This is a genomic window from Roseburia sp. OM03-7AC (assembly GCF_003462625.1).
Taxonomy (GTDB): Bacteria; Bacillota; Clostridia; order Lachnospirales; family Lachnospiraceae; genus Roseburia_C; species Roseburia_C amylophila.
Genome location: NZ_QTZJ01000001.1, coordinates 1,273,314 through 1,287,456, shown reverse-complemented (window position 1 = coordinate 1,287,456; position 14,143 = coordinate 1,273,314). Strand labels below are relative to the sequence as shown.

Annotated in this window: 10 protein-coding genes; 9 read left to right on the top strand and 1 reads right to left on the bottom strand. The window is 40.9% G+C overall.

The annotated features are described in order from the left end of the window. Nucleotides 1–156 precede the first annotated feature (156 nt). The 5 genes from DXB39_RS06175 to DXB39_RS15155 all read left to right on the top strand — a co-directional run bounded on the left by DXB39_RS06175 (nucleotide 157) and on the right by DXB39_RS15155 (nucleotide 6,834). Nucleotides 157–1,476, top strand: a complete 1,320-nt coding sequence (locus tag DXB39_RS06175) for an ArnT family glycosyltransferase (RefSeq protein WP_117840508.1) — start codon at nucleotides 157–159, stop codon at nucleotides 1,474–1,476. Between the two features lie 135 nt (nucleotides 1,477–1,611). Further along, a complete protein-coding gene (glmS, locus tag DXB39_RS06170; RefSeq protein WP_117840510.1) occupies nucleotides 1,612–3,438 on the top strand; it encodes a glutamine--fructose-6-phosphate transaminase (isomerizing) in 1,827 nt (608 codons plus the stop codon). Between the two features lie 636 nt (nucleotides 3,439–4,074). Next, the gene (locus DXB39_RS06165) at nucleotides 4,075–5,562 is read left to right on the top strand and encodes a S1C family serine protease (RefSeq protein WP_117840512.1); all 1,488 of its coding nucleotides are present in this window, start codon (nucleotides 4,075–4,077) and stop codon (nucleotides 5,560–5,562) included. A 421-nt stretch (nucleotides 5,563–5,983) separates the two neighbouring features. Further along, the gene (locus DXB39_RS06160) at nucleotides 5,984–6,661 is read left to right on the top strand and encodes a GTP pyrophosphokinase (RefSeq protein WP_117840515.1); all 678 of its coding nucleotides are present in this window, start codon (nucleotides 5,984–5,986) and stop codon (nucleotides 6,659–6,661) included. 38 nt (nucleotides 6,662–6,699) lie between these two features. Then, nucleotides 6,700–6,834: a hypothetical protein gene (locus DXB39_RS15155; protein ID WP_022244432.1), complete on the top strand. Its 135-nt coding sequence runs from the start codon at nucleotides 6,700–6,702 to the stop codon at nucleotides 6,832–6,834. 66 nt (nucleotides 6,835–6,900) lie between these two features. Here DXB39_RS15155 and DXB39_RS06155 read toward each other — a convergent pair whose 3' ends face one another. After that, the gene (locus DXB39_RS06155) at nucleotides 6,901–7,524 is read right to left on the bottom strand and encodes a chemotaxis protein CheC (protein ID WP_117840517.1); all 624 of its coding nucleotides are present in this window, start codon (nucleotides 7,522–7,524) and stop codon (nucleotides 6,901–6,903) included. A 1,009-nt stretch (nucleotides 7,525–8,533) separates the two neighbouring features. Between DXB39_RS06155 and DXB39_RS06145 the strand changes: the two genes are divergently transcribed. From DXB39_RS06145 to DXB39_RS06135, 4 genes are all read left to right on the top strand, one after another. Continuing rightward, nucleotides 8,534–11,182: a valine--tRNA ligase gene (locus tag DXB39_RS06145; protein WP_117840521.1), complete on the top strand. Its 2,649-nt coding sequence runs from the start codon at nucleotides 8,534–8,536 to the stop codon at nucleotides 11,180–11,182. A gap of 127 nt (nucleotides 11,183–11,309) precedes the next feature. Next, complete coding sequence (locus DXB39_RS06140; protein WP_117840523.1) at nucleotides 11,310–12,599, top strand: bifunctional folylpolyglutamate synthase/dihydrofolate synthase; 1,290 nt, start codon at nucleotides 11,310–11,312, stop codon at nucleotides 12,597–12,599. Further along, nucleotides 12,596–12,736 (top strand): hypothetical protein, encoded by a 141-nt coding sequence (locus tag DXB39_RS14915; protein ID WP_022244427.1) that lies wholly within the window; start codon nucleotides 12,596–12,598, stop codon nucleotides 12,734–12,736. Before DXB39_RS06140 ends, DXB39_RS14915 begins: the two co-directional genes overlap by 4 nt. A 22-nt stretch (nucleotides 12,737–12,758) precedes the next feature. Beyond that, a complete protein-coding gene (locus DXB39_RS06135; RefSeq protein ID WP_117840525.1) occupies nucleotides 12,759–14,141 on the top strand; it encodes a tetratricopeptide repeat protein in 1,383 nt (460 codons plus the stop codon). Nucleotides 14,142–14,143 lie beyond the last annotated feature (2 nt).

Genomic DNA, 14,143 nt, shown 5'->3' with positions numbered 1-14,143 from the left:
CTTTATTATGATAACGTATGTTTTTGTAAAATCAATAGGGTAAAGAAAGTCTTAAGAAAATAGTAAGAGAACTCTTAGTTGTCTGGATAAGTTTTCAGGAGTATAATACCAACGATTCATCATGAAGAAGAAATTAATAATGAAAAGGAAATGAGAATGGAAAAGACAAATCAGACTCTGAAAAGAGGGTATTTAATATGTTTATTTCTGGCGTTGACAATTTGGAGTATGGCAACTACTTCCGGAAGCGGGCCGGATGAAGCAATGAAATATGATATCTGTAATTATATAGCGTCCCATGGAAAGCTTCCTGATGGAACGGACCCGGCGCTAAGAAATCCAATCTGGGGAATATCATATGGATTTACTCCGATTCTGTCATATATGATAAGCGGAGTTTTTTTGAAAATAGCTTTTTTATTTACCACAAATGCGTATTGGCTGTATGTGGCAGTCAGATTCACCAGTGTACTTTCCATAACCGGAATGGCATATTTGATGTTTCAGATAGGAGAGTACTTATTTCAAACCAATAGAAGCAGATTTTTGTTCGTAATGTCTGGAACCCTGCTGCCCCAGGTAATGTATCTTGGAAGTTATCTGAATAATGATTCCTTTGCATTATTTACAATTGCATGGATTATTTATGCCTGGCTTAGGGGCAGGGACAGACACTGGGACTGGAAAAGCTGTATCCTATTAGGAACTGGAATAGGGTTATGTGCATTATCTTATTATAATGCCTACGGTTATCTTTTGATGAGTATACCGTTTTTCTTTATTTCCTACTGGAAGGAAAGGCAAATAGAAGGTGAAGGAAAAAGAACTGACATGCATCGGATGTTCAGGATGGCAGCAGTAATTGCTATTGTAGCAATACTTTTAGCTGGCTGGTGGTTTATCCGGAGTGCAATATTATATGATGGTGATTTCCTTGGACTTCGAACAACGGATAAATATGGGGAAATGTATGCACAGCCGGGATTCCGTCCGTCAGAACGGCCGACGCCATATCATCAGGGCTGGTCATGGTACCAGATGTTATTTACTTCCGGCTGGCTGAGAACATCACTGATCAGCTTTATTGGAATATTAAGGACCTGCGACTGGAGTCTGATGGGCAGGGGCTATCTGGGGATTGGAATACTTTTTCTTGCTGGAATCATTGGCTATCTGGCAGGTGGGTGGAAAAGAAAAATATTTTCGTCAGACAGACTGCTGCATATCACATTTCTGATATGCATGGTAATTCCATGCGGATTGAGTACTTATTATTCTTTTTATAGTGACTATCAGCCACAGGGGCGGTATCTGATGCCGATGCTGATTCCGTTTCTTTATTTTGTCACGACAGGACTGACTTTGGTACTTGAAAAGATACCACAAAAAGTAAATCGTATGTTATACGGTGGAATTTATATGTTTTTCATATTGATATCTGCAGCAAGTTTTTATTATGTTCATGCGCTGATATAGATTTCAAAAAAGGACTGGATAATCCTTGGTTTATCTTATATAATGTCAAAAGGACTATAAAGACAGTTCTATAAAAGACAGGATGAAATAACAGCAATTAGAATAAAATGTAAAAGAAAAGCAGGAGGAAGAATTATGTGCGGAATTGTTGGGTATATAGGGAAGAAACAGGCTGCTCCAATTTTGTTGGATGGACTTTCAAAACTGGAGTACCGTGGTTATGATTCGGCAGGTATGGCAATCTTTGATGGGAAGAAGATTAACATGGCTAAGGCGACCGGAAGATTAAAGGTATTATCTGAGCTGACCCATGAGGGTGCTACCTTGCCGGGAACGGTTGGAATCGGTCACACACGCTGGGCAACCCATGGTGCACCGAGTGATATCAATGCGCATCCACATTTCAATGAAGCCGGTACGATTGCCGTGGTACACAATGGTATCATTGAAAACTATATGAAATTAAAGAAAAAGTTATCAGAAAAAGGCTATAAGTTCCAGTCAGACACGGACACTGAGGTTGTGGCCCAGCTGCTGGATTATTACTATACCGGGGATCCGTTGGAGACTATTACCAAGGTCATGCATCGTGTGGAAGGTTCTTATGCACTGGGAATTATCTTTGCAGAGAATCCGGATGTTATCTATGCAGTCCGTAAGGACAGTCCTCTGATTGTAGGAAGAGGTGAGGGGGAGAATCTGATTGCGTCAGATGTCCCGGCAATTTTAAAATATACCAGAGATGTATATTTTATTGAAAATGAAGAAATTGCCCGCCTGTCCGAAGAAAAAATAGAATTCTTTAATGTTGACGGGGAATCTATCGAAAAAGAATGCAGACATATCGAGTGGGATATTCATGCAGCTGAAAAAGGCGGCTATGAGCATTTCATGTTAAAAGAAATGAATGAACAGCCAAAGACCATAAGAGATACCATCAGTCCACGTATCAAGGATGGCAGAATTGTCATCGACGAGCTTGGCATGAGTGACGAAGAAATCAGAAATATCAGCAGAATTCACATTGTTGCCTGCGGTTCTGCTTATCATACCGGATTTACCAGTAAGTATATTTTCGAAGGAATGGCAAGAATTCCGGTAGATGTAGATGTGGCATCCGAGTTCCGCTACCGGAATCCGATTTTAGAGGATGGAGCCCTTGTCATTATTATCAGTCAGTCTGGAGAGACCGCAGATTCCCTGGCTGCACTCCGTATGGCAAAAGAGCGTGGTATTAAGACTCTTGGTATTGTAAACGTAGTTGGAAGCTCCATTGCAAGAGAGGCAGATAAAGTAATGTATACCTGGGCTGGACCGGAAATTGCAGTTGCAACTACAAAGGCATACAGTGCACAGCTTGTAGCACAATATCTTCTGGCAATTAAATTTGCACAGGTTCGTGGTAAAGTTTCAGAAGCAGAAGTAGGAGAAATGCTTCGTGACCTTAAGAAGCTGCCAGATCAGGTGGAAATGTTACTGAGCCATAAAGAGAAGATCCAGAAATTTGCCAACCGTTTTATTGCAGCAAAGGATATTTTCTTTATCGGAAGAGGAATTGATTATGCGATTTCCATGGAAGGCTCTTTAAAATTAAAGGAGATTTCCTATATTCATTCTGAGGCTTATGCAGCAGGTGAGTTAAAGCATGGAACTATTTCCCTGATTGAAGATGGTACACCGGTCGTTGCAGTGGCAACACAGGATGCACTGCTGAAAAAGACCATCAGCAATATTGTAGAAGTGAAGACCAGAGGTGCATTTGTCATGGCAGTCACCAATGAAGGTAATACTGAGATTGAGAAGACTGCAGACTATGTCATCTATATTCCACAGACCAATGCATATTTTGCAAATTCACTGGCAATTATTCCATTACAGCTGTTCAGCTACTATGTAGCAGTTGGAAAGGGCTGTGATGTGGATAAACCAAGAAATCTTGCTAAATCTGTTACGGTTGAGTAATTTATAGAGCAATTGGAAAAGAAGATGCGGTTTTACTTAGAATTCTATTTCTATGAAAGGACATTTTATTTTGTGCACACTAAAATGCCAGCCGTTCTAAAATTTCGTTTTGCTTGCTTGTAAACTGTCTTTCCGTTGCTTTGACTTAAGATAGCTCCACCGTCCGTTGAATATGGATGCCACATAATGCCTGCAAGGGGCACTAAGGATTTCGGATAAAGTTTAAATTCATCTGGCAACCGGCGCATATTCACATCCATGTTCAGATGCGCCTCGCTGGCACGTCCTGTGCCAGCGTTGCCGGGTGCCAGACGAAATCCTAAGTGCCCCTAACAGTCCTTATCAGGCATCCGTACTTCGACGAACGGTGGAGCTATCTATGTCAAACATTGGAAAGACTGTTTTTATAGCAAAAAGCAAAACGAAATATTAAGAACGGTGGTATTTCGGTGTGAAAATAAAATGTCCTTTTTTATAGAAAAAATTCTAATGTAAAATATATCCTCTTTTGCAGAGCTTTTTACAAATTAAACATAAAAGAAACATATTTTTCTCAATAAATAAACACAGAACTGACACAATTTATGGATATTATCATAATCAGAAAGTAACAAAGAGATGAAAGGAGTAATCTTTATGGAAAACAATTATAACAACAATTTTAACTCCAGCTCTCCTTATTCATATAATCAGACGAACCAGCAGACAGGAGACGGAACAAATACTTCATGGAGCAGTCAGGTGAACGGAAATACTTCACAGGGCTACAGTCAGGGAACCCAGTATGGACAGGGAAATGCCTATTATAGTCAGGGAACCCAGTATGGACAGGGAAATGCCTATTATAGTCACGGAACACAGCCATATGGACAGAATCAGCAGAAGAAAAAACGGAAAGAAAAAGTAAAGAAAGAACATGGTAAAGGTGGATTTGGTGTAAAACTTGCAAAATGTGCAGCTATTGCATTAGTCTTTGGATTGATTTCAGGAAGCGTATTTGCGGGAACAAATCAGCTGCTTGGAACGAAGTGGAGCAACTCTGAATCTGCTAAGACAGAGGCTTCCCTGAATAAGAGCAGCAGCGGAGATACCGTTAAGGCAGCAAATACTTCATCCAAAGCAGTAACCGATTTGACGGATGTCTCAGATATTGCAGATAATGTAATGCCATCTATTGTTGCAATTACGAATATGAGTGAAAAACAGGTAAGCACCTGGTATGGATATACTGCATCACAGCCACAGGAAAGCTGTGGTTCCGGAATCATAGTAAGCCAGGATGACCAGTACATCTATGTAGCAACGAATAATCATGTGGTATCCGGTGCCCAAAGTATTACCGTGCAGTTCTCAGATGACAGCACAGTAGCCGCAGAAGTAAAAGGAACAGATGCAGGAAGTGACTTAGCAGTCGTTGCAGTTCCGATTTCCGATATCAGCGCAGACACCTTAAGTACCATTAAGGTTGCAACCCTTGGCAATTCTGATGACTTAAGTGTAGGTCAGGCAGCAGTCGCAATCGGAAATGCGTTAGGTTATGGGCAGTCTGTTACAACCGGTGTTATCAGTGCATTGAACCGAGAGGTGTCCGTAGAAAATGATGACGGTTCTACCACCACCAATGAACTGATACAGACTGATGCGGCTATTAACCCTGGTAATAGTGGTGGCGCATTACTGAATGCCAAGGGTGAAGTAATCGGTATCAGTTCTGTAAAATATTCTGATACCAGTGTAGAAGGTATGGGCTATGCTATCCCGATTAATACAGCGTCTCCGATTATTGAAAAATTAATCAACCGGGAACAGGTGGATGAATCCCGTTCCGCATATCTTGGAATCTCAGGTGTAGATGTATCCTCCGCCGTTGCACAGACCTATAATATGCCGGAAGGAATATATCTCTATCAGGTAAAGGAAGGTTCACCGGCAGAGCAGGCAGGCTTACAGGCAGGAGATATTATCACATCCTTTGATGGAAGCAAGGTTTCATCTACAACAGAATTAAATGATGCGATTAAGTATTGTGCAGCAGGTGATTCTGTAGAAGTTGTATTTGAACGTCAGACAGATGGACAGTATCAGGAACAGACGGTAACCGTAACTTTAGGGCAGAAAAACTAAAAACGGATAACAAAATGTAACCCTTAGTCATCTATAAAGCAAAGCTACCGATAAGGCAGATAAAACAGCAGTGTCTTAAATATGTTGAAGAAAACATGGACACTGCTGTTTTTTTACTTTACAGGAAATTGCTTTCCTGTAAAGTAAAAAACGCTCCGCGAGGATGCACACTGCGGCGTATAAGGTAGATGTCGCAAGCGACCGCCGCAGGCGCGAGAATGTGCCAAGGCACATTCTTTGTTACGCAAGTAGCGAGAAAAAATCTAGCAGAAAAGAAGGAGCCAGGTTTGTTTGAGCGAACTTCTTTTCTGCCAGACTTTGGTAAGCGCTGCGATAACTTTAGAAAAAATTAATAGTTGTTTCGGGTATTTTCTGATATGATAGAAAAGTAAGAAAAATAAACTTATGAGGAAAGTAAAAGATGAATCCATTAGATTTTAGCAGAATAAAAGACGAGGCACATCCGGAGGATTTTTTAAGTGAGATGAAACCCTTTGGGGATTTGATGATGTATTACCGGTGTGCCATGATGGAAGTGGAAACAAAGTTTAAGGTATTAAATGAGCAGTTTTCCACACAATATAACAGGAATCCGATTGAGTCCATAAAAACAAGACTGAAGAAACCGGCAAGTATTATTGAAAAAATCAAACGGAAGAATATTGGATTTTCCATGAAAGCAATTGAGGAGAATATGTTTGATATTGCGGGAGTGCGTGTCATCTGTTCTTTTCAGGAAGATATTTATACTATGGCAGATTTGCTGCTGCAGCAGGATGATATCATTCTGGTAGAGAAGAAAGATTATATTGCACATCCGAAGGATAACGGATACCGTAGTCTGCATCTGATTGTAGATGTGCCGATATTTTTATCGAACGAGAAGCGCCATATGAAAGTGGAGGTGCAGCTCCGGACCATTGCCATGGATTTCTGGGCGAGTCTTGAGCACAAGCTTCGCTATAAGAAACATATTAATAATTCAGAAGAAATAGCAGATAAATTAAAGCATGTTGCAGATGTAATTACAGAAATGGACTGCGAGATGCAGGATATTCGTCATATGATAGAATTTATAGACGATAATACAGAATCGTAGTATACTATAGATATCTGGCACAAGGAGGAGGTAATAAGATGACAGAGGGTGGACTTCTGATTTTCCTTGGAATTTTAATCTTATTTGTAATAATTGTAGCTGTAATAGCGGTAGTAGCCGCAGTATCCGGGGCCGCAGCGGCAATTGCAGATGAGGACAAAGAAGAAGAGTAGAGAAAAAGAACGTTCCTGAATGGAAATTATTCCAGACGGGAACGTCCTTTTTTGTCTTTTACAATGTTATAAATCGATACCAAGTCCTTCAAAAAGCACTTTCATAGAGTCTATTTCAAGAATCAGAATCATGGCACTTTTAATCTGGGTATGGGCAAAACTTAACCGTTCATCAATAAAGAGAACCTGATAATCCAGTTTTGTAAATTCTTTTTCCGGGACAGCCAGAATTTCACCAATGGTACCAAGATGGTTCTGCGGTGGTTCAATATCAATAAAGGTATTTGTCATTTTTGCAATAGAATTTACATAAGCAGCAGTTGTGATGTTTGCCATTTCGCGCAATACGGATAAATCCATATCATCCAGTGAATCAATGGAAGCGACATTTTTTTTATAAAAGGTGTTGATAAGCCGGCTGGCAAATTCTTTCTCCACAATCTGAAGCATAACACCATTCATATCACCTTTTACATTTACAGTCATACCAATAGCAGTTTTATCTGCCCCACCAAGATAATCTGCAGCTTTGGTATAATCCATCAGGCAGATATTTGGCACTTCAATATCTACCGGTGTATTTAAGAGGCCTGCCAGTGCAGTAGCAGCATTACCGGAACCGATGTTGCCAATTTCAGCTAGAACGCTTAAATGCATAGAATCCAGTTCTTTTAAATTTAGCATAGACATAAAAACTCTCCCTTTGTCATTACAGTATAAATTTTTCTCGTTTTCGTTTATTATAACATAGGATACAGGCAATGAGAATGGATTTTTATGGCATTTCGAAAGGAATTATAAAGAATTTTGAAGAATAAAAAACTCACCCTTGACAAAAGTGCCTGGCAAATTTAATATAATGCCTAGAGATAAAGGTAATGAGAAAGAGGAGTACATCGGTACGGTTCTAAGAGAGGACGGCTCATCGGCTGAAAGGTTGTCTGAATACGACAGATGGAAGGTAGCTTTCGAACCGGAAGACCCAGAAAGCCTGCAAACGGAATCTCATAAAGAATCCCAGAATGGCATAAGTTTTCCCGGCACTCCACGTTACGGAGAAGAGATATGCATAGATACTATGTATAACGAAGGTGGTACCGCGCTGATTCGCCCTTCTTATCCAGTTGGATAGGGAGGGCTTTTTAACTTTACAGGAAATTGCTTTTCTGTAAAGTTAAAAACGCTCCGCGAGGATGCGCACTGCGGCGTATAAGGTAGATGTCGCAAGCGACCGCCGCAGGCGCGAGAATGTGCCAAGGCACATTCTTTGTTTCTGCATGAGTATAGTATTTGTGGAAGATAGAATATTTATTTGAGGCATTTCAGTTATCTGAAAGATGTAGGACTTTATCTGATAGGAAATACTAGCTGCTCTAAGGTACATGTTTTTCTTGCTTGCAGGCTGTCTTTCCGTTACTTTGACAGGACGGCGGTACTGTCCGACAGAGGCGGATGCGGGACAGTGCTTGTAGACAGCTTATAGGAAACTAAAATAGCATCCGCGTATTGGCGAACAGTGAAGCTGGCTTGTCAAATATTGGAAAGACAGCCTTTATAGCAAAAAGAAAAACATGTGCCTTTAGAACAGCAGTATTTCCTATCAAAAGTCCCATACCTTTCAGATAACTGAAATGTCTACTAATAAAGATAGCACTTTTACAAATTACGAAACGTCCAATTTAGAAAAAGGAGAACAATTATGAGCAAAGAACTTGCAAAAACCTACGACCCAAAAGGGATTGAAGACCGACTTTATAAGAAATGGGAAGACAATGGATATTTCCATGCACAGGCTGACCGCAGCAAGAAACCGTTTACCATTGTAATGCCGCCGCCAAATATTACCGGACAGCTTCATATGGGACATGCATTGGATAATACCATGCAGGATATATTAATCCGTTACAAGAGAATGCAGGGATATAATGCATTATGGCAGCCGGGAACAGACCATGCAGCCATTGCAACAGAGGTAAAGGTTATTGATTCCTTAAAGAAGCAGGGAATTGACAAGAATGACCTCGGAAGAGAAGGCTTCTTAGAAAAATGCTGGGAGTGGAAGGATGAGTATGGCAGCCGCATCATCAACCAGTTAAAGAAAATGGGTTCTTCCGCAGACTGGAGCAGAGAACGTTTTACCATGGATAAAGGATGCTCTGATGCAGTTCTTGAAGTATTTATAAAATTATATGAAAAAGGTCTTATTTATAAAGGTTCCCGTATCGTAAACTGGTGTCCTGTCTGTAAGACATCTATTTCCGATGCCGAGGTAGAACATGAAGAACAGGATGGCTTCTTCTGGCATATCAATTATCCGGTAGTAGGAGAAGCGGGAAGATTCGTAGAAATCGCAACCACCCGTCCGGAGACTTTATTTGGTGATACTGCAGTAGCAGTAAATCCGGATGATGAACGTTATCAGGATATTATCGGAAAAATGTTAAAGCTTCCGATGACAGACCGTGAGATTCCGGTTATTGCAGACTCCTATGTAGATAAAGAATTTGGAACCGGATGTGTAAAGATTACACCGGCTCATGACCCGAACGACTTTGAAGTTGGAAAACGTCATAATCTGGAAGAAATCGTTGTTATCAATGATGATGCAACCATGAACAGCAAAGCCGGCAGATATGCGGGCATGGACAGATACGAATGCCGGAAAGCACTAGTAGAGGATTTAGAGAAGGAAGGACTTTTGGTAAAAGTTGTTCCGCATTCCCATAACGTAGGAACCCATGACCGCTGTGGCACAACCGTAGAGCCAATGATTAAACAGCAGTGGTTTGTAAAAATGGATGATTTAATCAAACCGGCAGTAGAAGGTGTAAAGAATGGAGATATCAAGCTCCTTCCAAAACGTATGGAGAAAACCTACTTTAACTGGACGGATAATATCCGTGACTGGTGTATTTCCAGACAGCTCTGGTGGGGACATCGTATTCCTGCATATTACTGTGATGAATGCGGAGAAATGGTAGTATCTAAGAACGCACCGGAGAAATGCCCGAAGTGCGGCTGCACCCATATGACACAGGATCCGGATACTCTGGATACCTGGTTCTCTTCTGCATTATGGCCATTTTCAACCTTAGGCTGGCCGGAGAAAACAGAAGACTTAGATTATTTCTATCCGAATGATGTATTAGTAACCGGATACGATATTATTTTCTTCTGGGTAATCCGTATGATTTTCTCAGGATATGAGCAGATGGGCAAAGCACCATTCCATACTGTATTATTCCACGGACTGGTTCGTGATTCCCAGGGTCGTAAGATGAGTAAATCTCTTGGAAATGGAATTGACCCGTTAGAGGTTATTGATAAATATGGTGCAGATGCCTTGAGACTGACACTGATTACCGGAAATGCACCGGGAAATGATATGCGTTTCTACTGGGAGCGTGTAGAAGCATCCCGTAACTTTGCCAATAAAGTGTGGAATGCATCCCGTTTCATTATGATGAACTTAGAGGGTATGGAAGTAACAAAGCCTGCAATTTCTGACCTGGCACCGGAAGATAAATGGATTCTTTCAGCAGTTAATACATTGACCAAAGATGTAACAGAAAATATGGATAAATTCGAACTTGGTATTGCAGTACAGAAAGTATATGACTTTATCTGGGATGAATTCTGTGACTGGTATATCGAGATTGCCAAAGTTCGTACTTATAAGAAAGACGAGGATGCCAGGGCTGCCAACAGTGCACTCTGGACACTTCGTACGGTATTAGGACAGGCATTAAAATTATTACATCCATATATGCCATTTATCACAGAAGAAATCTACTGTACCTTAAATCCGCAGGAAGAGACCATTATGCTGGCTGACTGGCCGGTTTACAAAGAAGAGTGGAATTTCTCGGCAGAAGAAGAGATGCTTGCTCATGTAAAAGAGCTGGTAAAAGGCATCCGTAACTTAAGAACAGAGATGGATGTTCCACCATCCAGAAAGGCAAAGGTATTTATCGTATCTGAAGACAAAGCACTTTGTGAGACCTTCGAGAGCATGAAGAAAACATACCAGAATCTTATCAGTGCCAGCGAGATTGATGTCCAGTCCGATAAGGCAGGAATCGGAGAAGATGCAGTATCCGTAGTTATTCCGGGAGCTGTTGTATACATGCCGTTGGAAGACCTGGTAGATATGGAAAAAGAAAAAGAGCGTCTTTTGAAAGAAGAAGAGCGTCTTAAGAAAGAACTTGCCCGCTCCCACGGCATGTTAAATAATGAGAAGTTTGTAAGCAAGGCACCTGCTGCAAAGATTCAGGAAGAGAAAGATAAGCTTGCAAAATATGAGCAGATGATGGCTACCGTACAGGAGCGTCTGGCTCAGATGAAATAGTTACAAAAGTTAAAAGACAGGTATTGTCGATTCGCCGCAGTTTCTGCGGCGAAAACTTTTTATGGAAACAGGATAACCTCTTGAAAAAATTTTCCACTATATTATACTTATAAAAGTGGTGACAAAAATGACTTATGAAGAGATTTGCAATTATATATATGAAATACCAAAGTTCACAAAGAAAAACAGTTTAGAGCATACGAAAGAAATGCTGCAGAGACTTTCTATCAGAGAGCATCAGTTTGAAATCATCCATGTGGCAGGAAGCAATGGCAAGGGAAGTGTCTGTGCATTTATCAATCAGGTGCTGGTGGAACATGGATATGAAGTGGGACTCTTTACTTCTCCGCACCTTGTATGCATGGAAGAACGTTTCGTAATCAATGGCGAAAAGTGCAGTCAGGAAGAATTTGTAGAAAGCTTTGAGGCAGTGCAGAAGGTGGTAGAGCAGATGGAAGCAGAAGGACTGCCGCATCCAGCATTTTTTGAATATCTTTTTGCCATGGGCATGTATCTTTTTCAGAAGCGGAAAGTACATTATCTTATTTTAGAGACCGGACTTGGCGGAAGGTTAGATGCAACGAATGTATTTGAGGAACCGTTGCTTACGATTATTACATCTATCAGTCTCGAGCATACACAGATTTTAGGAGATTCCATTGAAGCAATTGCAGGAGAAAAGGCAGGGATTATCAAAGAAGGCGTTCCTGTTATCTTTGATGGAAGTAATGAAACAGCGGCAGAAGTGATAAGGCAGACTGCAAGGGCAAAAAGAGCACCTTATTACTGTATTTCTTTAGAAAGTCTTAAAATTCATAAAATAACCGGGAAAACTATTGATTTTTGTTATACCAATGGGTATGATGTTGTTGATTTGAAAATCCCGTTTCCGGCAGAATATCAGATGATGAATGCGTCACTGGCATATCGGGCGTTATCTGTCCTTCAGGTGGAAACCGGAATTGGAAAAGCAGAGATTATCTCTGCAATGGAACATACCAGATGGATGGGCAGAATGCAGCAGGCAGAGCCATTTATCTATTTTGATGGAGCACATAATGCAGATGGTATTGCCCACTTTGTGAAAAATGTGCAGAAGATTGCGGAAGAAAAGCCAGTTCTTCTTTTTTCCATGATGGAAGAGAAGAATCATAAAGAAGCAGTAAAAGTACTGTGCAAGGAAGTTTCGTGGGATAGTATTGTACTGACCCGCATCCCGGACAGCCGTGGAATTGACCCATTGAAATTGCAGGATGAATTTATGGCAAACGGCCGGGAAACAGTAGTAATAGAAGACTGTGCACAGGCATACAGATATGTAAAGGAATGCAGGAAGGACAACCAGATGGTATTCTGTGCGGGTTCCCTGTATTTGATTGGAGAATTGGAAAAGATAGCAGGAGGAAATGAAGCATGATAGATTTTGAAGAAGAATTAAAGAAATTCAAACCAAGCCTGGAAGTAGAAGAGGCAGAGGAAGCTATTTACAATCAGGACTTAACGGATATGACAGACATTTTAAGAGAAATGATGAAAGAAGCAAGACGACAGTAGAATTCGTTAAGTGAGGTAAAGTATGAAATGTTATAATTGCGGAGCAGATCTGACAGGGGACAACCGTTGTCCGAACTGTGGAATTGACGTAAAAGTATATAAGAAAATTGTGATGACCTCTAATTATTATTATAATCAGGGATTAGAGCGAAGCAATGTCCGTGATTTATCCGGAGCGATTGAAAGTCTTAAGAAGAGTCTTCGGTTTGATAAGACGAACATTCAGGCAAGAAATCTCCTGGGACTGGTACTTTTTGAGACCGGTGAGGCGGTATCTGCCATGGGTGAATGGGTGATTAGTAAGAGCCTTCAGCCAAAGGATAATGATGCAGGACGTTATCTGGACGCTGTGCAGAAGAATCCGGCACAGTTAGAAACGGTAAATCAGACCATTAAGAAATACAATCAGGCATTGTTATATTGCAGACAGAATAGTACAGATCTTGCAATTATCCAGTTGAAGAAGGTATTGTCCTTAAACCCGAAACTGGTAAAGGGACATCAGCTGCTGGCTCTTTTGTACATGAAAGAGAATAAATTCGAGCAGGCAAAGAAGTCATTGCGGGCAGCTATGAAAATTGATTCCAGCAATACGATTACACTGCGTTACATGAAAGAGACCAATCAGATGCTGCGCAGTGCCAACAGCGGTAAGAAGAAAAAGAAAGAAGATGACCTTATTTCCTATAAGAGTGGAAATGACCTCATTATCCAGCCGACAAAATTCAAAGATACTTCAGGTTTTGCCACAATACTGACCATTTTGCTTGGGGTGGCAATTGGTGTTGCAGTTACCTGTTTCCTTGTAGTGCCAAGTGTAAGACAGAAGGCAAAGAGTGATGCCAATACGTCAGTGGTTCAGGCAAATGATACCATAACCACGAAGAATCAGCAGATTACCAATCTGGAAAATCAGATTGATGACCTGAACCAGCAGGTGTCTTCTGCAAAAAGCGATTCCGAGGAGACTTCCAATAAGATTAACAGCTATGACCAGCTGCTTTCAGCATATAAATCCTTCCAGGAGGGAGATATTACAGCAGCAGGAGATGCACTTTCCGGTGTGAAGGAAGAAAACCTTTCCGATACCGCAAAGGAAATTTATCAGAATATCAACGCAATTGTAAATGACCAGTATCTTCAGGTGACTTATGCAGACAGTTATCAGGCATACAGTAATTATAACTATGAAGAAGCGAAGACCGGATTTGAAAAGGTAGTAGAGATGGATGAGGCATACCAGGATGGCAATGCGATTTATTATCTGGCACAGACCTACCGGAATCTGGGCGAGAATGAAAAAGCCATCGAATACTATCAGAAAGTGATTGATGGTTATCCGAATACGGAACGTGCAGCCAATTCTTCCCGCTATCTGGAAGAATTACAGAATGCAGAACAGTAACA

Excerpts from the sequence above, each read along its gene's own strand:
- DXB39_RS06175 (WP_117840508.1), top strand. The coding sequence starts at position 157 with ATGGAAAAGACAAATCAGACTCTGAAAAGAGGGTATTTAATATGTTTA.
- glmS (WP_117840510.1), top strand. The coding sequence starts at position 1,612 with ATGTGCGGAATTGTTGGGTATATAGGGAAGAAACAGGCTGCTCCAATT.
- DXB39_RS06165 (WP_117840512.1), top strand. The coding sequence starts at position 4,075 with ATGGAAAACAATTATAACAACAATTTTAACTCCAGCTCTCCTTATTCA.
- DXB39_RS06160 (WP_117840515.1), top strand. The coding sequence starts at position 5,984 with ATGAATCCATTAGATTTTAGCAGAATAAAAGACGAGGCACATCCGGAG.
- DXB39_RS15155 (WP_022244432.1), top strand. The coding sequence starts at position 6,700 with ATGACAGAGGGTGGACTTCTGATTTTCCTTGGAATTTTAATCTTATTT.
- DXB39_RS06155 (WP_117840517.1), bottom strand. The coding sequence starts at position 7,524 with ATGTCTATGCTAAATTTAAAAGAACTGGATTCTATGCATTTAAGCGTT.
- DXB39_RS06145 (WP_117840521.1), top strand. The coding sequence starts at position 8,534 with ATGAGCAAAGAACTTGCAAAAACCTACGACCCAAAAGGGATTGAAGAC.
- DXB39_RS06140 (WP_117840523.1), top strand. The coding sequence starts at position 11,310 with ATGACTTATGAAGAGATTTGCAATTATATATATGAAATACCAAAGTTC.
- DXB39_RS14915 (WP_022244427.1), top strand. The coding sequence starts at position 12,596 with ATGATAGATTTTGAAGAAGAATTAAAGAAATTCAAACCAAGCCTGGAA.
- DXB39_RS06135 (WP_117840525.1), top strand. The coding sequence starts at position 12,759 with ATGAAATGTTATAATTGCGGAGCAGATCTGACAGGGGACAACCGTTGT.